We start from the raw sequence: 25,038 nt of genomic DNA on the forward strand, positions 1-25,038 counted from the left end.
AACATATAAAAGGGATACCCCATGACTCGTCAAACCATCCAAACTGATAAAGCACCTGCAGCAGTTGGCACCTATTCTCAAGCTGTAAAAGTCGGCAATACTGTTTATATCTCAGGTCAGCTTGGTTTTGATCCTGACACGATGGAACTAAGAGAAGGTTTTAAAGCACAAGCTGAGCAAGTATTTGAAAACATCAAAGCTATCTGTGAAGCAGCTGGTGGCAGTCTAAATGACGTGGTCAAGTTCAATGTATCTTTGACTGACTTGAGTGATTTTGCTGTCTTGAACGAAGTGTTTGTCGCCAATCTAAGCGAGCCATATCCTGCCCGCGCTGCCGTCCAGGTAGCTGCTCTACCTAAAGGTGGTGTGGTAGAAATTGAGTCTATTCTTTATATCGAATAAGACAATATTGAATGCTTAGTATTAAGTGCTAATTTTAGCAACAGCCTATAAGTCATATCACAATAAGCTTAGCGTCATGCTAAGCTTATTGGTCTCCATTCTATTATTCTGATCTCATATTCACCTAATAAGACTGCGAAGCCGTTTATGTTGGTACAAGTTGCTCTGCCCGTTCCCCTTTATCGGGTGTTTGACTATAGCCTACCAGCTGATATGCTTGCTTTGCCAGACAGTGCGATACCGAAAATCGGCAGCCGTGTTGAAGTTTCGTTTGGTCGTCAGACCCTGATTGGCATTGTGATTGCTCATATTTCACAAGACGATAGCAGCGTACCTGTCAATAAAATCAAATCTATTAATAAATGTCTAGATGCTGAGCCTATTTTGGACGCTAGCATGCTCAAGCTTGCCTATTGGTTAGCGCGCTATTACCACTATCCGCTTGGCGATGTGTTAGCAGTTATCCTGCCAAGCCTTGTCCGTCAAGGCAAACCATTAGACTTGCTGATTACCCATTGGCGCATTTTGCCTCATATCACTGATGATGATTTTCGAGCCAATGCTAAGAAACAAAAGCAGCAGTTCGACATGCTAAAGCTACATGGTCAGCATGGCGCAAGCGAAGATGTATTGCTACTAGAAGGTATGCAACGAGCATTTTTAAAGACGCTAGAAGATAAAGGGCTAGTCGAGCGCTATATTCAGCCAAAGCAAGCGCCTACTCCAGTTAAGCTGGCAAAAATGCCACTTGATCTCAATGATGAGCAGAAACTTGCTGTCGACGCTATTATTGCTGCTCATAAATCTGATACTTATACTGGTTTTTTGCTCAACGGCATTACTGGTAGTGGTAAAACCGAAGTCTATCTGCAAGCGATGCAAGCTGTATTAGAGGCTGGTAAACAGGTTCTTATTTTAGTACCAGAGATTGGCCTCACACCGCAAACGCGGGCAAGATTTGCCAGTCGGTTTGCCGCCCATATTGTGCTATTGCACTCTGGCATGACCAACACTCATCGCTTGCAAGGTTGGCAAGACTGCCGCACGGGTCATGCACAAATCGTGATCGGTACACGCTCAGCTGTGCTATACCCCTTTGCAGACTTAGGCTTGATTGTCGTTGATGAGGCGCATGATGGCTCGTATAAACAACAAGACACGTTACGTTATCATGCCGCTGATGTCGCTCTCTATCGAGGTTTGCAGTACAAAATCCCAGTGATACTTGGTACTGCCACACCTTCTCTTGAGCATTTAAAACTGGTCGATGATGGCAAACTATCAGAATACCAACTGCTTACTCGTCCGGGTAATGCCAGACCTGCAACCATGCAGCTGATCGATGCTCGCTTGCAAAGTACCCATCAACAGGCTCAAGATGACGGTGCGCTCTATGATACAGGGCTGACGGATGCCATGATCGGGGCGATACGGCAAACGCTAGAAGCCGGTGATCAGGTATTGATATTTTTGAATCGTCGTGGCTATGCGCCTGTTCTATTGTGTGAGGCTTGTGGCTGGCAAGCTGATTGTCCGCGCTGTGACGCTCATCTGACCGTTCACTATAATAGCCAATCCCAGCGAAACAGTTACTCAAGCAACTCTTATTTGAAATGCCATCATTGCGATTGGCAAGCCTATATCCCTACCGTATGCCCTGATTGTGGCAGTCAAAATCTGGATGCCAAAGGTATGGGAACGACAAGGCTCAGTGAAAATCTACATGCAATCTTTGCTAACCCTCAAACTAGCAAAGAGCTCTATCCGATTATTCAGATAGACCGTGATACCACAAGACGCAAAGACAGCTGGGAAAACATTTATGAGCAAATCAATAAAGGCAACCCTGCCATATTGGTCGGTACACAGATGGTCGCCAAAGGGCATCACTTCCCCAACGTTACTCTGGTTTGCTTACCCAATGCCGATCGCGGATTTTTATCAGCAGACTTTCGCTCACCAGAACATACCGCACAGCTCATGATTCAGGTGGCTGGCCGTGCTGGTCGAGGTGACAAAGCTGGCCGCGTATTGATTCAAACGTTGCAACCTGATAACGAATTACTATTAAAACTGGTCAAAGACGGCTACTTGTCATTTGCACGCGAGCTACTGCAAGAACGTCAAATGATGGGCTTACCTCCTCATCGACATGCTGCATTGATACGCTGTGAAGGCAAAACATTGGCAGCTACCACTCAAGCGCTCAAGGATGCTATTGCGCATTTGCCGAATGCTCATAACCTCGCTGTTCTCGGTCCTATTGATGCGCCCATGAGTAAAAAGAACAGCCGCTACCATGCTCAGCTTTTGCTATTGGCTAAAGACCGCCGTCAATTGCACCATGTGTTGGGACAGTGGTGGCAGCCAGTGCTTGCCCTACCAAGCGCTAAATACCTTAAGCTTACTTTGGACATTGATCCTGTCGGTTGGTAGTTCTCACTTAGTTCTCAACAAATAGGTGTGTATCTTTCTGCTCATCCTCTCATTATGTTTACTTCGTCGTTACAGCTTCTCATGCTTGGCTATGTTAAATTTATAACTATCAAATGGTATGTGGTAAAGGCTCTACGCCCACTCTACCCATAGCAAGCATCACTTATCAGTAAACGTCACTTATCAGTAAGCACCATCTATCGAACGCAACTATCAGCGAATTTGAGTATTATTATGAATCCAAATAATCCAAACTCTGACGAGCACAATCATAGCCAACAGCATGATAATACGGATGTGCCTAAGTACGTTCGCGAAGATGAAGAAAATAACTACACTCAAGAAAACCAAGACCATCACGATCATGATGAGCATCTAGAACAGACAACCACAGCACGAGATACCAAAGTCTATCAGCGCACCTTGCTGTTCAGCTTTATTATCATTACTGGTTACATGTTTATCGAAGCCATTGGTGGCTGGCTTACCGGTAGTTTAGCCTTGCTGTCCGATGCAGGGCATATGTTAAGCGATGCGATAGCGCTTGGTGCCACTTTGGTCGCATTTAAAATTGGCGAAAAAGCAGCCACTCACCAGAAAACCTTCGGCTACAAGCGTTTCGAGATATTAGTCGCTACGGTAAATGGCGCGACACTTGTGATAATCGCCTTAATGATTTTTTATGAAGCGATCAAACGCTTTAACTCACCGCCAGAAATTGCAACCCAAGGCATGCTTATCGTGGCCACTATCGGTATGCTGATCAATATTCTAGTCGCTTGGCTAATGCACCGAGGTAGTCAAGGTGGCGAGTCACATGGTCATATTCATAACCATGGTACGGATGATGCCCAAATCACAGAGCAGAAACCTAATAATGCAGAACCCGTCAACCTTAATATGCAAAGCGCCTATTTGCACGTATTGAGCGATTTATTAGGGTCAGTAGCTGCGATTATCGCTGCACTACTTATGATGGGTTTTGGTTGGGTATGGGCAGATGCAGTGGCATCAGTAATCGTTGCCGTACTTATTTTAATCAGTGGCTACCGCGTCGTACGTGATTCTGTGCATATATTGATGGAAGGAACGCCTGCCAATATATCGCTAGTCGATCTGGAGCAAAAATTACTCGAAGATGCTCAAGTACAAAAAGTACATGACCTACATGTTTGGAGTATTACTAGCGGTCTCAATGCACTCTCTTGTCACGTGGTGGTCGATGGTGAAATGAGTATCCATGAATCAAATATTCTAATTGCCAGTCTCGAACAAAGACTACTAGAGCTTGGTATTCACCATGCTACTATTCAGGTCGAAAGCTCGTCTCACCCGCAGAATATCGCACATAGCGATGCATTGATCTGTGATATTTCGGGACAGCTACCTGATGACAATAGTCATATTGGTCATAATCATTGATGATACGTTTTCAGCTAAGTGATTGAATAAAGAAGTCAGTAACTCAAACCATAACTTAGAAAATACAAGTATAAGCATCTGATACTGGTTTATACTAAAAGTTACGTAGAATTAGAACTAGAATCTAAATCACATTAAAGCAGTCATGATTTGCGACAAACTTTTGCTTTATTCAATTCAAAAAACTCAAGTCCAAATCAGCTTATGTGGTTATAATAACTATTATAAAGTTTTGTTTAGCACCCCAGTTAATTTTTATAATCATACTTTTTGGTATTTTCACTCTATCTATTGATGATACAACACTATGTCTAGACGCTCAGCACCCTTTGTCGCCCCAGACTATATCGATGATCCTGCATCAAAAGATGGCAAAAAACACGCCAAAGTTTTGTTATCGACATTGCAAGAAGACATTGCAAACTTTCGTAATGAACAGTTTCCGCCTGATATTTTGCGACAAATTCGCGATATGCCTATCTACGAAGGCAACTTAGCCGAAGTCCAGACTTATCAGCAGTGTTGGCAAAATCTGCTTGAGCGCGCCAAAGATTTTTATCCAGCGGCCAACATGCCACCTGACTATCTACCGCTCCCTGCCAGCCTTGAAATACCACAATTCATCTATCACGTTCAGCGTCTACATTTAACTAAGACACGCGCTAAAGAATCTAAAAGCTTTGGATCAGTAGGCGCCCTGACTGATAAATGTGGTCAATATACGGATGATGAAATTGAGCGCATGACAGCGGTGCTAGATAACGACGAGGAAGCGCGACTGGTAGCGCATCGTGAATTTATCGATCTGCGTGCTTATGTTTTTTGTCGCGATAGTAAGGGCGAGATGCTAGAGCCTGAGCGGGTACGCTTTTATCGTACTGGTCTTATTGTACATGCCCTGCCTGACTTTAAGATTGTAGATAGTCGCCAGACACCGCGTAAACGCCGCAACGATGCTTATAATAATCCGCTTGCAGACAATGGTGTGTGGAAAATTTATCGCAAAAAATAATAGATACTAGCGCGATATCGTTTTAGCCATACTGATTTTAGTCACGTCCATTTTATATTGTGTATTTTATTCAAATTTTTAAGGAGCCCAGATGTTTGCTGCCGCCGCCGGCTCACCAAATCTCATGTTGCAAGCCACTATCTTTTTGGGAGCAGCATTGCTCTTTGTCCCTCTCGGTAAACGCTTCGGCATTGCAACGGTTTTAGGCTATCTCATCACTGGACTCATATTGGGCCCAAGTGGCTTGGATGTGGCAGGCGACGCTGAAAGTCTATTGCACTTTTCAGAGTTTGGCGTGGTCATGCTGCTGTTCATTATCGGGCTTGAGCTCCAGCCTTCGCGGCTCTGGGCATTGCGCCGCTCTATATTTGTATTGGGCGGTTTGCAGGTCGGTTTGACTGGTACGCTACTTATGTGGCTCCTACATCAGTTTTTCTCCTTACAACTAGATACCGCCTTTATTGTTGGTTTTGGTTTAGCCCTATCTTCTACCGCGTTTGTACTACAGATACTGACTGAAAAACAGCAGCTTTCGAGCACACATGGTCGAGAAGCCTTCACTATCTTACTATTCCAAGATATTGCGGTCATTCCGTTGTTAGCAGTCATTCCGTTCTTATCAGGGGTGCGTGAGCAAAGCTACGACTTGATTTATTTTGGGAAAGTATTTGCTGTCTTTGCCGGTCTGATTTTTGCCAGCCGTTATGTGGTTCGGCCCTTCTTTAAATTTGTGGCTTCTAGTGGTGCGTCAGAACTACTGACAGCGGTCGCGCTATTTATTGTGATGGGCGTGTCTATTTTGATGGGTCAAATCGGTCTATCAATGGCGTTAGGTGCATTTTTGACAGGTGTGTTGCTCGCTGATTCTGAGTATCGTCACGAATTAGAAGCCAGTATCGAACCTTTTAAAGGGTTGCTATTAGGTCTATTCTTTATGTCGGTCGGTATGCTTACCGACGTCAAACTCATTTTGGCAGAGCCCATCTTTATTATTGGCTGCGCGCTTGCATTGATGTTTATCAAGTTTGCAGTGATTGCAGGGATTGCCAAAGTATCGGGCAATCGGTGGCCGACCAGTATTAGATTAGGCGTGACCTTAGCCCAAGGTGGTGAGTTTGCCTTTGTCCTATTCAGTGTCGCCACTGCCCAAAATGTCTTACGTCCTGAGCTTGCTAACACCCTTAATTTAATCGTTACCATCTCGATGGCGCTAACACCTCTGGCATTCTTATTATTAGAAAAAGTGGGTGAGCCGCTATTTGCCAAGAGCAAACCGAGTCGCGAATACGATACTATTCCCGATCATGAGCATCAGGTCATTATTGCAGGCTTTGGCCGCGTTGGTCAGATTATTGGCCGTGTACTACGCATGCATAATATCGAATTTACCGCCATCGAACGCTCCGCAAACCGAGTAGATTTTGTAAGAAAATTCGGTAACCAAGTCTATTATGGCGACCCGAAAAATCCTGAGATTTTACGAGCGGCAGGTATTCAGAAAGCGCGAGTGTTTATTCTTGCCATCGATGACTTAGAACGCTCTATCACTACCGCTCAGTATCTTCGTAAGAATTATCCTGAACTGATTGTATTAGCAAGAGCGCGCGATCGTCAGCACTATTATCGTTTGCGTGAGGTTGGTGTGCGGCACATCTGGCGTGAGACTTATTTGTCATCTTTGGACATGTCACGTGAATCACTACAGTTATTAGGTATCTCACCAGAAAAAGCGCGAGAAACAGTCAAAACATTCCGTGATTATGATGATGACTTGATCGAACGCCAACAAGCTATCTACGATGATGAAGCTAGCATGATTGAATCCGCGCAATCAGCAATGGCTGAGCTTGAAAGCTTGTTTGACGAAGACATTGGTAAAGCACGGAAAATGGATTTGACCGATTTTTATGAGGCGTTAAAGAGCCAAGCAACACCAGTTGAGGAAAAGGATGATACTGCAACGGACTCTAAGCATTAGCTCTAAGAATCAGCTCTCAGCACTAGCAACATCTACAAGTACTCGTGAAATACAGCCCCTAATCAGCTATGCAGTTTTTAGGGGCTTGTTTTTTATTCAATGAACTAGTGCAATCCCAATTATCACTATCTGGTATATGATAAAATACCAGCGTCTGCTCGTTTAAATAGCGTATTGGAAACGTCACGTTCTGAATCGTTGCCACTACCGCGCAGTCGGTTTCTGTTACGCCAGCGGCCTGAGTATCGACATGCATGCGTAGTTGCTGCTGCTCGGTACTAAGTGGCAAATTTACTGGACACTGCCCTGTCTGTTGATAAATCAACGCCACTCGATTTTGGGCATTCTTTGCAACATCATAAGCATCAAACAACACTTCGTTTGCTTTTGGCTTGGCAATAATCGGTAAAAACTGCACCTTAATTACCAATAGCGAAAACGCAAAAAAACCAAACCCTAATGCCAGTCCGAATAAGCTAACACCGCCTTCTCTTTGCAGATGCGCTTTCTGTGCTGCCTCATCTCGCGGATAGTCATTTATCGCATCAGCGATCTCACGCCTTGCCATTCGGTAGTAATACGCATCTGTCCAACGTGCCACCATAAACGACCAAAATAGCCAAATAACAGCAGCAATACCGATACGTGTTGCCATTTGATAAGCATCTGGTACATAGGACATCGCTACAAACTCAAAAGCGACTAGCACCAGCGCGACATTAAGCTGGATAAAAGACCACCCTGCGACACTATAGACAATCGCATCCATATAGCGCTTGCGATATAGCAACCAAGGAAAAGTGATAAAAAATGCAGCCCAGTGCCATTTTGGCGACAGATAACCTTGCTGATCGAATTGTTCAAAACGTTTGAGGTAATAACGCTGGGTACGATTACCGATGAACCACTTATCTAACTGCTTACGTTTAGCAGGTGTTAACGACTCTTGATAAAACGGAGGCGGTGAATCTGTCTCGATAAATAACATGGCAGCACGCTCTACTTACTGACTCTTAGAAAAATCATTTGAAAGATACCATTATATGATAACGCCAAAACCCGTGTGTAACATAGAGAAACCACAGCACTTACCAGCAAATACGCGAAAATAGGATTGTCCGTTCACAGTTGTATGGATTTGACTTATAATAAGCAAACATCACCCACCTAATTAAGCCTTACGAATCCTATGAGTCAACATTCTGATATCAATGACAACGTCAATAGTACTGATACTACTGATGAGCAAACCCTTAATAGCACAAGCGAGCCTATCGATAACAGCACTAGCCAAGAGATAGAGCCGACCTCTGACAAGCATATCCGCATCGTCAATACGTTTATGAAGCGCCGTACGCACATGAACAAAAACGCCGAGCTTGCACTAACTGCTCCAGAATTTTCTGAGTATTTGGTCAACAACAGTTTTGGTGATGGCGATCTTACCGGTATTGACAACCTACGTACGTTATTCGCTGATAGCCCTAACGGTCCAGATGCGCCGCTTACGGTAGAGATTGGTTTTGGCTTGGGTGATTCGTTTATTGAGATGGCGGCCGCTGACCCTACTCGTAATTTTGTCGGTGTAGAAGTGCATGAGCCTGGTATCGGTAAATGTGCGTATATGGCTGGCACCCAAGATTTGAGCAACGTAAAAATCATCAACGGTGATGCCATTCAATTGCTCAAGCAGCTACCAGAAAACCATATCGACCGTATTCAGCTATACTTCCCTGATCCATGGCAAAAGAAGCGTCACTATAAGCGTCGTTTTGTCAGTCCTGAACGTATGACCATCGTTACGCGCAGCTTAAAACAAGGCGGCTGGTTCCATACAGCAACTGACTGGGAGCATTATGCATTTTGGATGGTTGAAGTATTGGATGGTTTCGTTGGACTAACCAACAAAGCAGGTACAGGTAATTTCACTGAGCGTCCTGACTTTCGTCCAATGACCAAGTTTGAGCGTCGTGGCCTCGACCGTGGGCATGGTGTGTGGGATTTGATCTATATCAAAGACTGATCAATACAGCTTTACTTTTAAGTGTTTTGACAAAGCGGCTATCTGATGTAGCCGCTTTTTTGTGGCCTTCTATAGGCTATAGAAAATATCTCTAAAAATACTAGACATCCTATACATAACTATGTCTGCTGACATCTTAGGTGTATATCTTGAGTCATACTCCTGACTTTTAATGCCTATAGTATGATTATACATAAAAAAAGATAAATTTATAATTTGTGAAACATAGCGCTCATAGCGTTGTTTGTAGACAAAACTGCTTCTCTAAAGTGATTAGAAACGAAATATAGAATCCATTCCTAATACTAATAGTCTACGTAAACTTATGTATTATAAGGCTTTACAGAGTTCTCCCCATAAGCTGTGGATAACCCTGTGCATAAGTCACTACTTGACAACTTTATAGCTAAGCAACTTAAAGGATAAGGTAAAATCGTTCATTTTTTGTACAATTTATAAAACCTTTAAAATCAGTAACTTACGTTAAATCTACACACATAAAAAATTATTTTAAATAATTTCTAAAATAATTTAATTATTCATAATGTTTCACAATCAGCGAAAATAAGCCTTTTATTTGTTGTGGACAACTCCTAAATCTATTGACAAGCATAGTCGTTATCAGGTTCAAAAAGACAGCGACCTATCGCATCTTTTCTATAGATTTTCAGTGTCATACCATACGACAGATAGTGTCGTCTAGCATCCCTCAATGCTCATTATAGTGCCTTGCTTTTGTTATAATTACCTTATCAAATCAACAGCGTCAAGAAGTTGATTCAAGTAATCAGCACGCCAAGGCTGACTTAAAAACAACGATAACGGCAGTGTATTACGGACTTATTTTTACTTCTCTCGCTATTTAATTTTACTGTATAGTAGAACGATACATTCGATACTACTACCTATACCAGTCACGTGACAACCTATTTTTTGATAAAACAGCCAAACAATAATTGCCGACTTCATAACAGTCAGTATGCGTTTGCCAAAGGTTTTAACAGTACCAATATTTTATTTATAGCATCAACTTAACTACCGAAAACAAGGAATCCAATATGGACGACAATAAAGCCAAAGCCCTCAAAGCGGCATTAGGTCAAATTGAAAAGCAATTTGGTAAAAACACCATCATGCATCTAGGCGATGACTCGGCCATTATGGATGTCGATGTGGTCTCTACGGGCTCTCTAGGATTAGACATTGCGCTTGGCATTGGTGGTCTACCAAAAGGCCGTATCGTTGAAATTTACGGTCCAGAAAGCTCAGGTAAGACGACAATGACTCTACAAGCTATTGCAGAATGTCAAAAGCAAGGTGGTACTTGTGCCTTTATCGATGCTGAGCATGCGCTTGACCCTGTTTATGCACGCAAGCTTGGGGTAAACACTGATGATTTATTGCTTTCTCAGCCTGACAATGGCGAGCAAGCACTTGAAATCACCGATATGTTGGTACGCTCAGGCGCGATCGACATGATCGTAATTGACTCAGTAGCCGCCTTGACACCACGTGCCGAGATTGAAGGCGAAATGGGTGACTCACACATGGGTCTGCAAGCGCGCCTGATGAGCCAAGCCCTACGTAAAATCACTGGTAACGCCAAACGCTCTAACTGTATGGTGGTCTTTATTAACCAAATCCGTATGAAAATTGGTGTTATGTTCGGTAGCCCTGAGACTACGACTGGTGGTAACGCGCTGAAATTCTACGCCTCTGTACGTATGGATATCCGCCGTATTGGTGCGGTCAAAAACGGTGATGAAATCATCGGTAACCAGACCCGTGTCAAAGTCATTAAAAATAAAATGGCACCACCTTTCCGCCAAGCTGAGTTCGAAATTACTTACGGTGAAGGTACTAACCACTTAGCTGAAGTTATTGACTTAGGTGTAGAGATTGGAGCGGTTGGTAAAGCAGGATCTTGGTATAGCTATGGCGACGAAAAAATCGGTCAAGGTAAAGCCAACTCTGTGCTTTTCTTAAAAGAGAATCCTGCCATTGCGCAAGAAATCGAAGATAAGATTCGTGACGAAAAGCTTGGTACGAAGAAAAATAGCAAAGCCGACGAAACTGAAGAAGCAGAACAGGCTTCTGAACCTGTACAATAATGGTTTAACAATTAACCGTTGTCAGTCACTATGATTCATTATGAAAATTAAAACCTTAGCTGAAATCCTAGCTGAGTCGGGTGCCGACTCAGCTAGTTCTGTTGATAGTAAACCAAAAAAACTGTCCAAAGATTCTCATACGAAAGAGTCTAAAAAACCAGAGAAATTTAGTAAACGGACTATCCGTTCAAGTAAAGATGATTCAGTCACGAATGATGCTACTATTGATACAGCGTTTTTCGAAGACTCATCTCCTAAGCCAAAAAAGAACTCTAAATCTAAAAAACGTAAAAAGCGTTTTCATCCAGCGGCTAATTTTACCGCTGAGCCTAGTGACACCCCTATATATCAACCACCTGAAGCGCAAACCATCAAAGAGATGCTAGCAGAAGTTAAACTCGACATTCATAATGACGAAATTGACAACAGCTTAGCAACAGACAATGGTCGTAGCACTGAGCCGCTATCCAAAAACTCAGAAAATGAAGCTGAGCTTTTTTCTATCAATGATAGTGAAACAGACAGCCAAAACGATAACATACCAGCCGCGCTCAAAGCCTACTTACGAACCCCTGAACAAAAACAAGCAGAAATCGATGCGATCAAAGCTGAAAGTCGATTGCGTTGGCTCGCATTTTATTATTTATCACGCCGTGAATACGGTAAGGCTGAGCTAAAGCAAAAGCTGATCGACAAAGAACAAGACCCAGAAAAAATTGATGCACTGCTCGATGAGTTTGAAGAAAAAGGTTACCAAAGTGATTACCGCACTACCCTAATGCTGATACGTGAGAATATCCGTAAAGGTCGCGGACGTGGTCGGATCAAACAAGAGTTCTATCGTAAGAAGATTGCTATGCCAGGTAACATCGATGAGCTAATCGATATGGCAAATACTGAGTCTGATGAATTTAGTGAGTTTGTAGATGATGATGCAGACAACCTAGTCGATGGTGTAGATTGGCTAAAACTGGCGGTGATAGCTCGTACTAAAAAATACGGTAATGAGATACCAATCGAGCAAAAGGAAAAAGCTAAGCAGCTACGTTTTTTACAGTATAGAGGGTTTAATACCGATATCTGCTTTGCCGCACTTAACCATACTACAGAGACCCTAGACGAACGATTTTAAGGGCTTACTATCGCTATCACTGCCAAGCGGTATTTATCGACAGTCATACTCTTGTGATAGACATAAAAAAGAGCACGTTATATAACGTGCCCTTTAATCAACACTATCAATTATTTTAATCTACATGACTTTTAAGTATTCCATTAGAAATTTTCGAATTTTGAGCTGCCAAACTACTTGAACAAACTACTTAAAATTACCAAGACGGCTAGATAGCTGGCTAATGATTTGATCTATCTCTTCATTGGCCTCAGACTCATTGTCCAGATTACCATTAGGCGTTAGCTGATTCATGACCTCAGGCAACAGCTCAGCGAGTCCCTGTCTTACCTCAGTTTCATTAGCACCAGTATGAGCGGCCACTTGCTGAATTTCATTTTCGTCAAACAAACGGTTAATTTCGTCTGGATTTAAATTATCGTTTGCTTCGTTATTACTCATCCAAGAGCGTGCTTGACCTTCATAGCCCATACCAGTGATTTTTGACAACGCCCCACTCAAACCACCATTACGTTTGATCCAACTGAGTACCATAGGCATCAACGCAGCGACGAGCATACCTTTACCACCGAACCCACTATTAGTACGCTGACCACCTAATACACTACCTAAAATATCACCTAGTCCGCCAGCACCTGAACTCATACCGCCGCGCTGACTACCGCCCGTGAGACCACCAATGATGTCATCTAAGCCAAAACCATTATCTGCTTGACGACTATTTTGTTGAGGGCTATAACCACCTGCCTGACTGCCGCCGCCTAATACGCTACCTAAAATATCACCTAATCCGCCAGTCTGCCGTGTTTCAGTACGTTGGTTAACTGGATTGCGCTGAGCATCGTCTGGATTCATTGCACTACGTGCCACTTGGCTCACTAAATTCCCTAATAAGCTCATTATCTATTCCTCTTTTTATCGTATTGTTTAGTACAAAAATACTGCTAAAATTTATGAAACACCATATCTGCATACATGTTCTTTAATAACGGGACAGCAGAATTACGAGTTTTATTTTCTATTTTTAATATAACAGATTTTAATATAACAAACCTCTTTGTCCTTTGAGATAGCTATTTTGTTATGACGTGTAGAGATTTTTCACCGTAAAAGGAGAAGTCTAAGACCAGTAGATAACCAGTTATCTAGCATTACTCTTACTGGTATTGGCTAAAATATTTAACTGTCGCCAGTGCTCGTGATTTACTTGGTCGCGAAATATAGTAGTCGAAAACGTTTTTTGATAAGGCTCAACAATATTGAATTCGACACTCATTGCCCACTGATAGCGATTTATATCAACTAACTCTGCTTGCCATAACTCATCGCCGCGGCCCGTTCGTATCAGTAATTGCCATTCTTTATCAATACGCTGACTGAGCGATGGCTGACTAATATGTAATAGTATTGGTCTCGATATAATCAGATAACTTGCAACTGCTGCCGAGACTATTAAGATTAGTAAATACTGCCACAAAGCCAAAGATGCAAACCATGCCAATATCATCATAACCCCAGTCAAGCCTACATACAGCAGCGCGCGTAAATAACTGGCAGGCGTGATAGCTGTATCAATACGTAGCGAGGTTACTAGCGTCATATAAGCGTACCATGGGAAACGTTAGATATTGTGCTGACCCGTTCCTTAAGACCTAAACCAAGTCTTTGGTGTGGCGCCATGTTTTTATCTTATTGACCAATGCCCAGATGTCGTCCTCTTCTGGACGATTTTGATTGGTAAAGTAATCAAGCAAGTCTGGGTCTTCATGAGTGAGCATTTCTGCAAATGTTGCTTGTTCAATAGCATCTGCTGTCAGATATAGCTCTTTAACATAAGGATCAATATAAAAATCCAATTCTTTTAATCCGCGGCGAGCTTGATAGATAATACGGCGTTGCTCATTGGTTGGTTCTGGTTGAGTTGTACTAGTCATAGATTTACTCTTATTAAATTGGATAGTCTTGTGGATTTAGATAGTTTAGAAATAGACGTTAAGCATAGCGTATAGAATATTTATAAGCCTAAGAATATTATTGCGCATTTGCGTGTATAAATTGATATTAACAACGATATGCTGACAGTTGACTCCATAAGGCCACTGCTTGCTGCATCATCGCCACATTATGCGTACGAATGATACTTGCTCCTTGCTGTAAGGCAAATAGCCCAGCTGCCGTTCCTGCCGAATCACGTTCTACCGCTTGCGTCGTACTCACAACTTCAGCCCCACTTTTGGTCAATACTTCTGCCAAGAAACGCTTACGAGAAATGCCAAACATCATTGGCAGCCCTAATGTCTGCAAGCTGCTCAGCTGACTTAATAACGCGCAATGATGCTCATAGTTCTTAGCAAAACCAAAGCCTGGATCGATAATGATATTGCTTTGTTTGACGCCGATGCTCACTACTTCGTTAATACGGTCGAGCAGCTCCGTACGCACCTCATTGATCACATCGTCATACTGTGCCAGATTATTCATTGTCGTTGGCTCACCGCGCATATGCATTAGCATAACAGGTATATTAAGCTTAGCCGCCAGCTCTGCCGCACCAGTACGTTTCAGTGCTCGTACATCGTTCCAAATGTCAGCGCCTTCATTAAATGCTGCCTGCATGACTTCAGGACTGCTAGTATCAATCGATAACCAAATACTGTCACTACAATACTTACGAATGGCTCGAACCACTGGTACAACTCGCTGTATCTCATCATCAGTCGCCACAGTTTTCGCATTTGGACGAGTAGATTCACCACCGATATCAATAATAGTAGCGCCTTCATTTATCATCTGCTGACAATGAGCGACGGCTTTATCTACTGCGTTAAACTGCCCACCGTCTGAAAATGAATCTGGCGTTACGTTTAAGATGCCCATGACATGTGGCTGCGACAAATCTAATGTTTTATCACGGCTAGACATTTGATAGTTGGGTAAAGGTTGAAAAAATGACATGAATAATCCATCACAAGTAAAATTTATAATGCAGCTTTAGGGCGTATTGAACATTCGACCATGGCATTGACAGAGACTATTTTTTAGACAGTTCGACGTTAAAAATAGTAAGTTTAGTCATTCTAAGCGTGTATTTTTAACAATGAAATGGTAAAAAAGAGTCCTGTCTCCTTCTGTTAATATTAGAGCTGAGCCTAAAACTGCCCCCAGATCCATACAAGCAGTACGTTGCAAACCTAGTTAAGGCTGGAGCATTACCGTCACTTTATGCCTTGTCTGGAACAGTTTTAGCGATTAGCAGTGCCTATTTGTGAATGTTCAACACGCCCTATTTATTGTTATCTATGCTTATGATACCAGTAAATCTTATAGGGTTCTAAACCCTTCATAAAATGATGACAATAAAAAAAGCCCTCTGTCATAAAGGGCTTTTTATAAAACATGAGTACGCTAGCATTTACATCGCCGGTAATGGTGGCGGTGTAGCACCCGTTGTTTTGACATCGTTTTTCGACAAGTTTACTTCGTTATGCTGGTAAACTCTTGGTGGTCGCGGTTCTTCACCTGCTAAGATATCTTGCAGTTGGTCACGATCAATAGTTTCCCAGTTCATAAGCGCATCAACCATTGCATGCATCTTATCCTGATTAGCCTCAATCAGTTCACGAGCGATATCATACTGCTCTTCTAGCATACGACGCACTTCTTCATCGACCTTCTGCTGGGTAGCTTCAGAGATAGTACGTCCACCACCCCCGAAATATCCTTGCGAGTTGTCATCATCTTCGTACACCATGATACCAAGTGCATCAGACATACCGTACTTCGTGACCATCGCACGTGCCATTTTGGTAGCTCGTTCAAAGTCGTTCGAAGCGCCCGTCGACATTTGATTGATAAACACTTCTTCAGCGATACGACCACCAAACAAAATAGCAATGTCGCTCAGCATTTTCGACTTATACATACTGGTCTGATCATGCTCAGGCAACTGCCAAGTCACACCAAGAGCAAAGCCACGCGGCATAATAGTAACCTTATGCACCGGATCTGTACCTGGCAATAGCTCAGCTACTAGCGCATGACCTGCTTCATGATATGCAGTTGCACGGCGCTCTTCTTCGCGGATTACCATGGATTTACGTTCAGGACCCATATATAGCTTGTCTTTCGCATCTTCAAAGTCATTCATATCGACGCTAGTCTTGTTACGACGTGCGGCAAACAATGCAGCTTCGTTTACAAGGTTGGCAAGCTGTGCACCACTAAACCCAGGCGTACCACGAGCAAGAGAACTGGCATCTACACTGATTGTGTTCGGCAGTTTCTTCAAATGAACTTTCAATATTTGCTCACGGCCTTTGATATCTGGCAAGCCTACTTGCACCTGACGGTCAAAACGACCTGGACGCAGTAATGCTTTATCGAGCACGTCGGCACGGTTAGTTGCAGCAATAACAATAACGCCTTCATTGCCTTCAAAACCATCCATCTCAACCAATAACTGGTTCAATGTCTGCTCGCGCTCATCGTTACCGCCGCCCATACCGGAACCACGATGACGACCGACTGCATCAATCTCATCAATAAAGATGATACAAGGAGCGCTTTTCTTCGCCTGTTCGAACATATCACGAACACGTGATGCACCAACACCGACGAACATTTCAACAAAATCAGAGCCTGAAATTGAGAAGAACGGCACTTTAGCTTCACCAGCAATAGCTCTCGCTAACAAGGTTTTACCTGTACCTGGAGGACCTACCATCAAGATGCCACGAGGAATCGTTGCACCCAGTTTGGTAAATTTGTCTGGATCACGTAAGAACTCAACCACTTCAACAACTTCTTCTTTGGCTTCTTCACAACCGGCCACATCTTCGAAGTTAACGTTGATTTGATCTTCGGTCAGCATTTTCGCTTTTGATTTACCAAAGCTCATTGGGCCGCCGCCTTTACCGCCAGCGCCGCCTTGCATATTACGCATAAAGAATAAGAACAGACCAATAATCAATAGAATTGGGAAGCTGGCTATCAGTAGTTGCATCAATACGCTTTGGCGCTTTGGTGCAGTTCCTTGAACTTCGACTTGGTTCTCACGTAGCATTGGCATGAGCTGGTCATCTGACACAGCTGGTCTAATGGTCTCAAAAGATGAGCCATTTTTCTTTTCGCCGGTGATCTGTTCGCCGTCGATCTCGACACTGGCTACCTGGTTTTCTGACACAGCGGTCACAAACTCAGAGTAGTTAAGGTTATCCGGCTCAGAAGATTGATCAAAGCCGCTAAACACCAGCACCAAAACGCCGATTACCACCAGCCACAATAAGGTATTTTTTACCATGTCGCTCACTAGTTATTCCCATCCCTTACTTATTGGTGTGTTTATTAAACACGTGACGTCTATAAACGTATTGCTCATTTTTAACGAATATCCCGATAATAAAAAGCTGCTAAATTAAACTTATATGATTTATAGGTAGCATAAAAATTGTTTTTATAAATAATCAGTATGAGATAAACATAGATATACGATCATTGAGCTTGTAAAACGCTTATTATCAGACGACTTTGCCTAAAACGTATGCTAAAAACAAAGGTAATATACCATGATATGTGGTGCTAACCCGCATAATTCAAGCAGGTTTCACGATTATTCATTTAACAATTGACGCAGATTTTATATCGCGATAATAACACTTTATGGTGGTTTACACTCTCGCTTACAAGAGCAGCAACCTATTGATGTTAAAACTATTTAACCGCTATCCAAAACATCTCTTTTGAGCGTGGTCGTGACGCACCTGGCTTTATACTACGAATCTTACTAAAATCCTGCTGCATCTGCTTGCGTAATTCTTGTGTACCCTCACCCTGAAACACTTTCATAATAAGTGCGCCACCTTCTGGTAAGGTTGCAAGCGCGAAGTCTACAGCCAGCTCACATAAGTACATCATACGTGGCTGATCGATAGCACTGTTCCCAGCGGTATTAGGTGCCATATCAGACAATACGACATCGACTTGTCTATCACCCACTTCTGCCATAATAGCGTCAAACACTTCAGCTTCACGAAAATCACCCTGAATAAAGGTCACATCAGGCAAGGTATCCATTGCCAAAATATCAGAGGCAATCAAGATACCATCGTCACCTACCAATCGACCAGCGACTTGTGACCAGCTACCAGGCGCACTGCCCAAATCTACGACCGTCATACCTTTTTTGATTAGATTGGTTTTTTCATTAATCTCTAATAATTTATAAGCGGCACGGGCACGGTAGCCATCTTTTTGAGCTTTTTGTACATAATGATCGTCAATATGCTCTTTCATCCAAGCACTGCTGCTCTTTGATAGTTTTTTGTTTTCGATACGCGTGGCCAAAATACCTGCTCCTATTGCTTTACTAAATCTAGCTGCTTTAATTGCTCTATCACTTACAAACTGATATTAATCAGATGCGGATTATTCTAAATACGGTGTTAATCAAATTTTTTATTCATGGTTGGTTGCAAACTGACCAAATTCTATTGGTTAAATAACTGTTTTATAAGGCAGTAGCGTTTATAATGTACCAAACATTCAGTTTAACATTTTCGTCACGTAAAATCGTGCAAAATCCTGCTGATCTCATGCAAGATGGTCACAGATTATCTATAATGATCAATAACTGTTTTTGACAGTACCATTTTTATTTTTACCAACACCTAGGAATTCTATGCAACTCGATAACGCTACCATCAAACGTCTAAAAGGCATCGGTCACGAGCTAAAGCCTATCGTTATGATCGGCAACAAGGGTATTACTCCAACCATTACTGAAGAGATTGATCGCGCGCTAACAGATCATGAGCTTATCAAAGTGAAATTGCCTGCTGGTACGAAAGAAGAGCGTGACATCGTTGGCGCTGAACTTGCTAAAGCGGCTAATGCGTCTTTGGTTCACTCTATTGGTCGTATGGCATTATTACTACGCAAAAACCCAAATGCCAACCCAAAACTGTCTAACCTAGCACGTCACGCGCAGTAATATGTCATGATAGACTGGCATTAAGTGACTGGGTTTTATGTTCACTTATATCATAGCCAAACGATAATGAAATACAAAGGCCGCGACGCATCTTGCTCGCGGCTTTTATGTTCTCCGATAGTCTCGGTTATACTTAACATATAGTATTAGTTCCCTGAATCAGTATAATTTCTCTTGTCACTATCCCCTCTTTATTATTACCGTCGAGATGTACTTATAATGAAACAAGCTTTTAACCTCCGTCTAGCCACCGAGACGATAGCGAAAGACGCTCAGCAACTAGGTGTATCTATAGAAGCGCTTGAGAATATCTCTATCGAAGTAAGTGTAGAGATCATCCAGCAACCAGCTTTGCAACTAGTGCTGACCTATCAAGTGACTCTGCCTAGTCAAATTCTAGCTAATCAACTCAATTGGCCAACATGGCAACAAACTCAAGTAAATTTCACTGATTATCTATGGGAAGAAACCTGCCTTGAATGTTTTATTGCTGGCAGTGAGGTTGATGGTAGTAAGGTTAATAATGAAGATGTCGTAGCATCTGACCAGACCGAACCTCACAAGATACCACTTCAGCAAGCAACCGCTTATATAGAGATCAATACTAGCCCTGATGGTCGTTACGCTCTTTATCAATTTAAGAGCTATCGTAATCCTTCGACACTACCGCCAGCACCGTTGTACGAAACCGATGGAACCACACGCGCATCTATTAACTGGAATAAGCATAATGATTTGACAGCCACATCAATAGAAAGCCATTTATCTAGCACTCCAACGGTAGTGCAGACACCTGCTCATTATGAGCGTAGCTTTAGCCTACCTATAACTCAATTACAGAATCAACAATACGCTATTGCAAACATGATGATCGAACAAATACATCCTTGTGTCATCTTATGGTTTGGCAAGACTGACTTATATTTTGCCTCGGGCCATGCCTCCCCTCCTGACTTTCACAATCGCGACTATTGGCCAAATTTTGAGCTTTGATTTGTTTATATGAGCTGTACTCACTTAGACATCCCAGTTTAAAGCATAAAAAAAACCCAGTAATGTCATAAAGAGCATTACTGAGTTTGGAGAAAACTTTAATCTTATTTAACTGATGTTTATTTATCAGCCATTGCAAGGTAGATACCACGATCTGATGCATCATCAACATACTGCGAATCACGCCATGTCGTATAGCTGTATGTACCGCTATACGGGCTGATGCTGTTTTGACGGAAATCAGATACCCAGTCATTGCCATCAAAAATCTGAATATGACCATGTGGACGGCTTGACGTGCGGTTATAGACAACGACATCACCAACTTGTGGTGCCATGTCGTTACTGATCTTGGTAAAGCCAGCTTGGGCTAGCGTGCCACGAGAGGCGTACTGATAGGCCGAAGGGTTAGGTGTAAATTCGTAACCTGCTGATTGTAACGCTTTACGTACATAGCGAGCACAGTAGCCAGAGCTTCTAGATAGAGCGACGCGAGAGGCATTTGCTGCTGCAATAGCAGGAGCAGAGTTGCGGTCAGGTACGCGGCTTGCTTGCTGCTGACGCTGCTCGTAAGACAAACGACTGGTCAGTGAAGCGAGCTGATACTCTTTTTGCTTAGCATGAGCGCTTAGGTTGTCAATTGCTTGACTGATCTCATCGTTGCTATATACATGTGCACCACTGTTAGTGCTATAGATATTGCGACTAGAACCATAGTTCGCAGAAGTAGAAATATTTGTGATGGTATGACTCAAGGTATTATTTGGTTGAAAGGTTGTCTCGGCAGCACCACTCGTCTGTGCGATACCCATTCCCAATACTGACAAAATTAATAAAGCTTGTTTCATAAATTTACTACCTATTGTTAATACAAGTCTGCTCGTCATCCGTAACGAAGCATCAATTAATTTAGAGGATATAATCATCAAATAGACGTGATAAAATCCCTATTACAACGGTTCATTCTTTTCAAATAGTGACTAGTGCCAGTAGTACTTCCCACCTAGTCAACTATCTTATAAGCCATCTGCTATATATTGCTTTTAGCATGTCTATTATGAGTATCGAGTTTGTCACCTATTAGATGAGTACTTACGATGTCAAAAAAACAGCCTAATCGGCTTGCCCAGCTTATAGATCATCAAGCATTTGCTGGTAGCGCGCTACCTCAAACACTTGCTAACAACATGCGACTATATATAGAAGCAACCAACGAGATAAAAGAGCTATTGGTAGACTGTCTACCTGAAGAAATACTCAATACCTGTTGGGTTGTAGGCTTAACACCTGAGCAGTTGATATTAAGTGTTAGCTCAATGACAGCAGCAAATCATATTCGCTATTTACATAGCTCGTATTTGCAAATACTAACAGAGCAGTCAATTACATTTAAACAACTCAAGCAAATTCGTGTCGTTGTGGCTAAAAGCTCTGCCGATAATTATTCATCTAAACAATCGTCAACATCATCACTGCACTTGCCAAATTCTCGTAAAGCCAATGAAAATCAGGCGCTTAGCCAGAACACAAAACGGACTATATCACAGGCCGCAGAGCATGTCACCACTGATGAAAATCTCAGAAAAGCCCTTTTGCGTTTGATTAATCATTAAAAATACTGACCATTAAATGTAAAGTTATGTAAATAAGAGCAGGTGATGGCATTGATAAAGATGGATTTTTGTAATGTATCAGATAAAAAAAATCCTTCGTTAGTTACATCCAGATTATGGATATAGCTAACGAAGGATTTAAAAACCATCTACAGCTTTTGTATTATATGCCTTAACAGAAAATTCATATAATCATATAGATAATATATTCAAAATATAGCATATTGTATAAATGTAATTATGAGCCGTCTATGTAATATTGCGTAAATGTTTCGATACTTCCTGTATATTCCTGTATTTATCCTTCAATAACCAAATCACTAAGTGGCAAATACTCGATAGGACAGGTTACATTGTCATCAAAAGTTACAATTTCAAAGTTATCTTCATCAGACAGTATTTCACGTACTAATAAATTATTTAGAGCATGACCAGACTTATAGGCATTAAAACGACCTAAAATTGGGTAGCCAATCAGATGCAAATCTCCCAAAGCATCTAAGATTTTATGACGGACAAACTCATCGTTAAAACGTAAGCCTTCGGCATTAAGTATGTTGGCATCATCAATAACGATAGCATTATCCATACTACCGCCAAGTGCTAGGTTATTCTGACGTAGCGCTTCTATATCACGTAAAAACCCAAAAGTACGCGCAGTGCTTAATTGTTCGATAAAGTTCTGTGTAGAGAACTGCAACTGTGCATGCTGAAAGTTCTTATCAAACGCAGGATGATCAAAATCAATTTCGAAATTTAATTCATACCCTTCATAAGGACGTAGCTCTGCCCATTTATCTTCTAGCTTTACCCGTACTGGGCGTATAATTTTAATAAATTTCTTGGCCGCTTCTTGCTCACAAAATCCTGCATCAAGTAAGAGCGCAACAAAAGGCGCAGCGCTACCATCCATAATTGGTATCTCTGAAGCAGAGACACGAATCAATAGGTTATCCACGCCTAGACCAGCGATGGCACTAAGCAGATGCTCAACGGTGCCCACGCGCGTACCACCAAACACTAAATTCGATGACATCATGGTGTCTTGTACTAAAAACGCACTCGCTGGAATTGGTTGACTACCTTCTATATCAGAGCGCTCGAAAACAATACCAGTGTCAATCGGCTGTGGATGAAACTCCAAGTCAACAGGCTGACCACTATGTAGACCAGTACCCGTAACGGCTATTGCTGTTTTTATGGTTCTTTGGTTCATGGTTGTCTTCTCACATATTTTGTTACAATTGACATAGTGTACCATTACCGACCCCTTATTCGCTATATATAAAAAGCGCTAATTTTCTTATCTCCTTGATTGATAACACTTATCGTCAATATCCTATTACTGATTTGTACTTTATATAGCCTATCTAATGCTATAAAACAACGATGCTCATATACGTTTCGACAGTCATATACATATAGTTTACATAGAAAATTCTCATGATTTTTCTTATAGAAAACGTTTCATCTTTCCTTAAACACAAAAAACCAGCGTCAAAACGCTGGCCTTTTCTTATTCACAGTAAATTAGAAGTACTATTTATTCTGTTGACGCTTTAAATAGTCTTGAATACTGTTTGTTTTAGTCTTAGGCTGCTCTTGAGGTGCACTTGCACTAGAACGTGCAACGCTATCCTGATACTGCTGAGCTTGTGACTGCTTCTGACTGTTTAAAGCGCTGGTATGCACGTTAGGATCGACAGGTTGCGTGCTATTAACAGAAGGTACTGGCTGCTCTACTACTTCTGGCTCTTGACCTGCATTTTCGTCTAACGTTAAGCCAGTTGCGATGACGGTTACATGTAAGTCGTCACCCATTTTTTCATCAATCACAGAACCATAGAAAATGTGAGCGTCATCAATATCAGTAATTTCTTCGACTATTGCACTGATTTTGCTCATTTCATCTAGTGACAGTGACTCTGAAGAAATAACGTTAACCAATAGGCCTTTTGCATTTTCTAAACGCAAATCATCAAGTAGTGGTGATCTGATGGCTTTTTCAGTCGCTTGACGCGCACGATCATCACCGCTGGCGCGGCCAATACCCATCATAGCATGACCTTTCGCAGTCATCGCCGTACGGATGTCGTTAAAGTCAATATTGATCATACCTTCGCTAGCGATGGTTTCCGCAATACCTTGAACGGCATGCAGCAATACATCATCCGCTTTTTTGAAAGCATCTTGCATAGAGATGTTGCCGTATACACTCATTAACTTATCATTTGGAATCGTGATAATTGAGTCGACAAAGTTAGTCAGCTGCTCAATACCTGCTTTAGCAGCTTTGATACGCTTACCACCTTCGAACTTGAATGGCGTGGTCACAACAGCAACTGTTAGTACTTCCATTTCTTTCGCAATACGAGCAACAACTGGCGCTGCGCCTGTACCAGTACCGCCGCCCATACCAGCAGTGATAAATACCATATCAGAGTGCTCAAGCAATGCGCGAATCGCTTCTTCTTCGCTCTCTGCTGCTTCACGACCCACTTCTGGATTTGCGCCTGCCCCTAGACCACGGTTCGTTTTTGCACCCAGTTGCAGTTTATGCGGTGCAGTAAGACGATCTAGCGCTTGTTTATCTGTATTGGCACAAACGAACGTTACACCTCTGATGCCTTGCTGTACCATATGTTCAACTGCATTACCGCCGCCGCCACCAACACCGAATACAGTGAAGCTTGCTTGGCCATTGTTTTGAAGCTGATTATCATCTGGCATGGTGTATTTTGACATAAAAAAGATTCTCCAGTTGCAGATAGCGTGTAAGTCGATACATAGTAACGCACTCATGTGGCGCGCTATCGACATACTATATATAAATGTATTTAAATAAAACAGGGTATGGCTAAAATCGATCAGTATAGACAATAATATGTCATTATCACTTAATACTTTATTTTTAAAACTAATTTATTC

General features: G+C 42.2%; 21 protein-coding genes. 11 read left to right on the forward strand and 10 right to left on the reverse strand.

The features are described from left to right. The first annotated feature begins 21 nt into the window (after nucleotides 1-21). The 5 genes from SJY28_RS00975 (at nucleotide 22) to SJY28_RS00995 (ending at nucleotide 7,250) form a co-directional block, all read left to right on the forward strand. Complete coding sequence (locus tag SJY28_RS00975; protein ID WP_057761400.1) at nucleotides 22-402, forward strand: RidA family protein; 381 nt, start codon at nucleotides 22-24, stop codon at nucleotides 400-402. A 147-nt stretch (nucleotides 403-549) separates the two neighbouring features. Then, the gene (locus tag SJY28_RS00980) at nucleotides 550-2,838 is read left to right on the forward strand and encodes a primosomal protein N' (RefSeq protein ID WP_379543116.1); all 2,289 of its coding nucleotides are present in this window, start codon (nucleotides 550-552) and stop codon (nucleotides 2,836-2,838) included. Nucleotides 2,839-3,072: 234 nt separating this feature from the next. After that, nucleotides 3,073-4,260, forward strand: a complete 1,188-nt coding sequence (locus tag SJY28_RS00985; RefSeq protein WP_379543117.1) for a cation diffusion facilitator family transporter — start codon at nucleotides 3,073-3,075, stop codon at nucleotides 4,258-4,260. Nucleotides 4,261-4,567: 307 nt separating this feature from the next. Further along, nucleotides 4,568-5,272: a hypothetical protein gene (locus tag SJY28_RS00990; protein ID WP_087815101.1), complete on the forward strand. Its 705-nt coding sequence runs from the start codon at nucleotides 4,568-4,570 to the stop codon at nucleotides 5,270-5,272. A gap of 91 nt (nucleotides 5,273-5,363) precedes the next feature. Next, nucleotides 5,364-7,250 (forward strand): monovalent cation:proton antiporter-2 (CPA2) family protein, encoded by a 1,887-nt coding sequence (locus SJY28_RS00995; protein ID WP_379543118.1) that lies wholly within the window; start codon nucleotides 5,364-5,366, stop codon nucleotides 7,248-7,250. A gap of 58 nt (nucleotides 7,251-7,308) precedes the next feature. On the opposite strand, the gene SJY28_RS01000 is transcribed toward SJY28_RS00995, so the two are convergent. Next, nucleotides 7,309-8,238, reverse strand: coding sequence for a DUF2628 domain-containing protein (locus SJY28_RS01000; protein ID WP_379543119.1), 930 nt, complete (start codon nucleotides 8,236-8,238; stop codon nucleotides 7,309-7,311). Between the two features lie 201 nt (nucleotides 8,239-8,439). On the opposite strand from SJY28_RS01000, the gene trmB reads away from it, so the two are divergent. From trmB to SJY28_RS01015, 3 genes are all read left to right on the forward strand, one after another. Continuing rightward, nucleotides 8,440-9,273 (forward strand): tRNA (guanosine(46)-N7)-methyltransferase TrmB, encoded by an 834-nt coding sequence (gene trmB / locus SJY28_RS01005; RefSeq protein ID WP_379543120.1) that lies wholly within the window; start codon nucleotides 8,440-8,442, stop codon nucleotides 9,271-9,273. A 1,058-nt stretch (nucleotides 9,274-10,331) separates the two neighbouring features. After that, entirely contained in the window at nucleotides 10,332-11,384 is a 1,053-nt protein-coding gene (recA, locus tag SJY28_RS01010) for a recombinase RecA (RefSeq protein WP_101205782.1), read from the forward strand. A gap of 40 nt (nucleotides 11,385-11,424) precedes the next feature. Then, nucleotides 11,425-12,516 (forward strand): regulatory protein RecX, encoded by a 1,092-nt coding sequence (locus SJY28_RS01015; protein ID WP_379543122.1) that lies wholly within the window; start codon nucleotides 11,425-11,427, stop codon nucleotides 12,514-12,516. Between the two features lie 186 nt (nucleotides 12,517-12,702). Here SJY28_RS01015 and SJY28_RS01020 read toward each other — a convergent pair whose 3' ends face one another. From SJY28_RS01020 to SJY28_RS01045, 6 genes are all read right to left on the reverse strand, one after another. Beyond that, nucleotides 12,703-13,416 carry a YidB family protein gene (locus SJY28_RS01020; RefSeq protein ID WP_379543123.1) on the reverse strand — a complete coding sequence of 238 codons (714 nt, stop codon included), beginning with the start codon at nucleotides 13,414-13,416 and terminating at the stop codon, nucleotides 12,703-12,705. A 241-nt stretch (nucleotides 13,417-13,657) separates the two neighbouring features. Continuing rightward, complete coding sequence (locus tag SJY28_RS01025; protein ID WP_379543124.1) at nucleotides 13,658-14,116, reverse strand: hypothetical protein; 459 nt, start codon at nucleotides 14,114-14,116, stop codon at nucleotides 13,658-13,660. 52 nt (nucleotides 14,117-14,168) lie between these two features. Beyond that, nucleotides 14,169-14,450: a succinate dehydrogenase assembly factor 2 gene (locus tag SJY28_RS01030; RefSeq protein WP_296207081.1), complete on the reverse strand. Its 282-nt coding sequence runs from the start codon at nucleotides 14,448-14,450 to the stop codon at nucleotides 14,169-14,171. A 127-nt stretch (nucleotides 14,451-14,577) separates the two neighbouring features. Beyond that, complete coding sequence (gene folP / locus SJY28_RS01035; protein ID WP_379543125.1) at nucleotides 14,578-15,471, reverse strand: dihydropteroate synthase; 894 nt, start codon at nucleotides 15,469-15,471, stop codon at nucleotides 14,578-14,580. A 457-nt stretch (nucleotides 15,472-15,928) separates the two neighbouring features. Continuing rightward, nucleotides 15,929-17,824 carry an ATP-dependent zinc metalloprotease FtsH gene (ftsH, locus tag SJY28_RS01040; protein WP_057761422.1) on the reverse strand — a complete coding sequence of 632 codons (1,896 nt, stop codon included), beginning with the start codon at nucleotides 17,822-17,824 and terminating at the stop codon, nucleotides 15,929-15,931. Between the two features lie 401 nt (nucleotides 17,825-18,225). Further along, the gene (locus tag SJY28_RS01045; protein ID WP_379543126.1) at nucleotides 18,226-18,858 is read right to left on the reverse strand and encodes an RlmE family RNA methyltransferase; all 633 of its coding nucleotides are present in this window, start codon (nucleotides 18,856-18,858) and stop codon (nucleotides 18,226-18,228) included. Nucleotides 18,859-19,192: 334 nt separating this feature from the next. Between SJY28_RS01045 and SJY28_RS01050 the strand changes: the two genes are divergently transcribed. Together SJY28_RS01050 and SJY28_RS01055 are read left to right on the forward strand one after the other, a co-directional pair. After that, on the forward strand, nucleotides 19,193-19,504 hold the full coding sequence (locus SJY28_RS01050) for a YhbY family RNA-binding protein (RefSeq protein ID WP_057761426.1): 312 nt from the start codon (nucleotides 19,193-19,195) through the stop codon (nucleotides 19,502-19,504). Nucleotides 19,505-19,723: 219 nt separating this feature from the next. Then, complete coding sequence (locus SJY28_RS01055) at nucleotides 19,724-20,497, forward strand: hypothetical protein (protein WP_379543127.1); 774 nt, start codon at nucleotides 19,724-19,726, stop codon at nucleotides 20,495-20,497. 119 nt (nucleotides 20,498-20,616) lie between these two features. Here the strand turns inward: SJY28_RS01055 and SJY28_RS01060 are convergent, their stop codons facing one another. Further along, nucleotides 20,617-21,345 carry a CHAP domain-containing protein gene (locus SJY28_RS01060; protein WP_160022325.1) on the reverse strand — a complete coding sequence of 243 codons (729 nt, stop codon included), beginning with the start codon at nucleotides 21,343-21,345 and terminating at the stop codon, nucleotides 20,617-20,619. Between the two features lie 249 nt (nucleotides 21,346-21,594). On the opposite strand from SJY28_RS01060, the gene SJY28_RS01065 reads away from it, so the two are divergent. Further along, nucleotides 21,595-22,110 (forward strand): hypothetical protein, encoded by a 516-nt coding sequence (locus SJY28_RS01065; protein WP_379543128.1) that lies wholly within the window; start codon nucleotides 21,595-21,597, stop codon nucleotides 22,108-22,110. 298 nt (nucleotides 22,111-22,408) lie between these two features. On the opposite strand, the gene lpxC is transcribed toward SJY28_RS01065, so the two are convergent. Next, on the reverse strand, nucleotides 22,409-23,326 hold the full coding sequence (gene lpxC / locus SJY28_RS01070) for a UDP-3-O-acyl-N-acetylglucosamine deacetylase (protein WP_379543129.1): 918 nt from the start codon (nucleotides 23,324-23,326) through the stop codon (nucleotides 22,409-22,411). Nucleotides 23,327-23,649: 323 nt separating this feature from the next. Continuing rightward, nucleotides 23,650-24,855, reverse strand: a complete 1,206-nt coding sequence (ftsZ, locus tag SJY28_RS01075) for a cell division protein FtsZ (protein ID WP_379543130.1) — start codon at nucleotides 24,853-24,855, stop codon at nucleotides 23,650-23,652. Between the last annotated feature and the right edge of the window lie 183 nt (nucleotides 24,856-25,038).

Origin of the sequence: Psychrobacter sp. R86515, assembly GCF_042466315.1 — a bacterium.
Lineage (GTDB): Bacteria > Pseudomonadota > Gammaproteobacteria > Pseudomonadales > Moraxellaceae > Psychrobacter.

Bases quoted from the DNA above. Each gene is read 5' to 3' on its own strand.
- folP (WP_379543125.1), bottom strand. From the start codon at position 15,471: ATGTCATTTTTTCAACCTTTACCCAACTATCAAATGTCTAGCCGTGAT.
- SJY28_RS01065 (WP_379543128.1), top strand. From the start codon at position 21,595: ATGTCAAAAAAACAGCCTAATCGGCTTGCCCAGCTTATAGATCATCAA.
- SJY28_RS00995 (WP_379543118.1), top strand. From the start codon at position 5,364: ATGTTTGCTGCCGCCGCCGGCTCACCAAATCTCATGTTGCAAGCCACT.
- SJY28_RS01020 (WP_379543123.1), bottom strand. From the start codon at position 13,416: ATGAGCTTATTAGGGAATTTAGTGAGCCAAGTGGCACGTAGTGCAATG.
- ftsZ (WP_379543130.1), bottom strand. From the start codon at position 24,855: ATGTCAAAATACACCATGCCAGATGATAATCAGCTTCAAAACAATGGC.
- SJY28_RS01060 (WP_160022325.1), bottom strand. From the start codon at position 21,345: ATGAAACAAGCTTTATTAATTTTGTCAGTATTGGGAATGGGTATCGCA.
- lpxC (WP_379543129.1), bottom strand. From the start codon at position 23,326: ATGAACCAAAGAACCATAAAAACAGCAATAGCCGTTACGGGTACTGGT.
- SJY28_RS00990 (WP_087815101.1), top strand. From the start codon at position 4,568: ATGTCTAGACGCTCAGCACCCTTTGTCGCCCCAGACTATATCGATGAT.
- SJY28_RS01015 (WP_379543122.1), top strand. From the start codon at position 11,425: ATGAAAATTAAAACCTTAGCTGAAATCCTAGCTGAGTCGGGTGCCGAC.
- SJY28_RS00975 (WP_057761400.1), top strand. From the start codon at position 22: ATGACTCGTCAAACCATCCAAACTGATAAAGCACCTGCAGCAGTTGGC.
- SJY28_RS01050 (WP_057761426.1), top strand. From the start codon at position 19,193: ATGCAACTCGATAACGCTACCATCAAACGTCTAAAAGGCATCGGTCAC.
- SJY28_RS00980 (WP_379543116.1), top strand. From the start codon at position 550: ATGTTGGTACAAGTTGCTCTGCCCGTTCCCCTTTATCGGGTGTTTGAC.
- SJY28_RS01030 (WP_296207081.1), bottom strand. From the start codon at position 14,450: ATGACTAGTACAACTCAACCAGAACCAACCAATGAGCAACGCCGTATT.
- SJY28_RS00985 (WP_379543117.1), top strand. From the start codon at position 3,073: ATGAATCCAAATAATCCAAACTCTGACGAGCACAATCATAGCCAACAG.
- SJY28_RS01055 (WP_379543127.1), top strand. From the start codon at position 19,724: ATGAAACAAGCTTTTAACCTCCGTCTAGCCACCGAGACGATAGCGAAA.
- SJY28_RS01025 (WP_379543124.1), bottom strand. From the start codon at position 14,116: ATGACGCTAGTAACCTCGCTACGTATTGATACAGCTATCACGCCTGCC.
- recA (WP_101205782.1), top strand. From the start codon at position 10,332: ATGGACGACAATAAAGCCAAAGCCCTCAAAGCGGCATTAGGTCAAATT.
- trmB (WP_379543120.1), top strand. From the start codon at position 8,440: ATGAGTCAACATTCTGATATCAATGACAACGTCAATAGTACTGATACT.
- SJY28_RS01000 (WP_379543119.1), bottom strand. From the start codon at position 8,238: ATGTTATTTATCGAGACAGATTCACCGCCTCCGTTTTATCAAGAGTCG.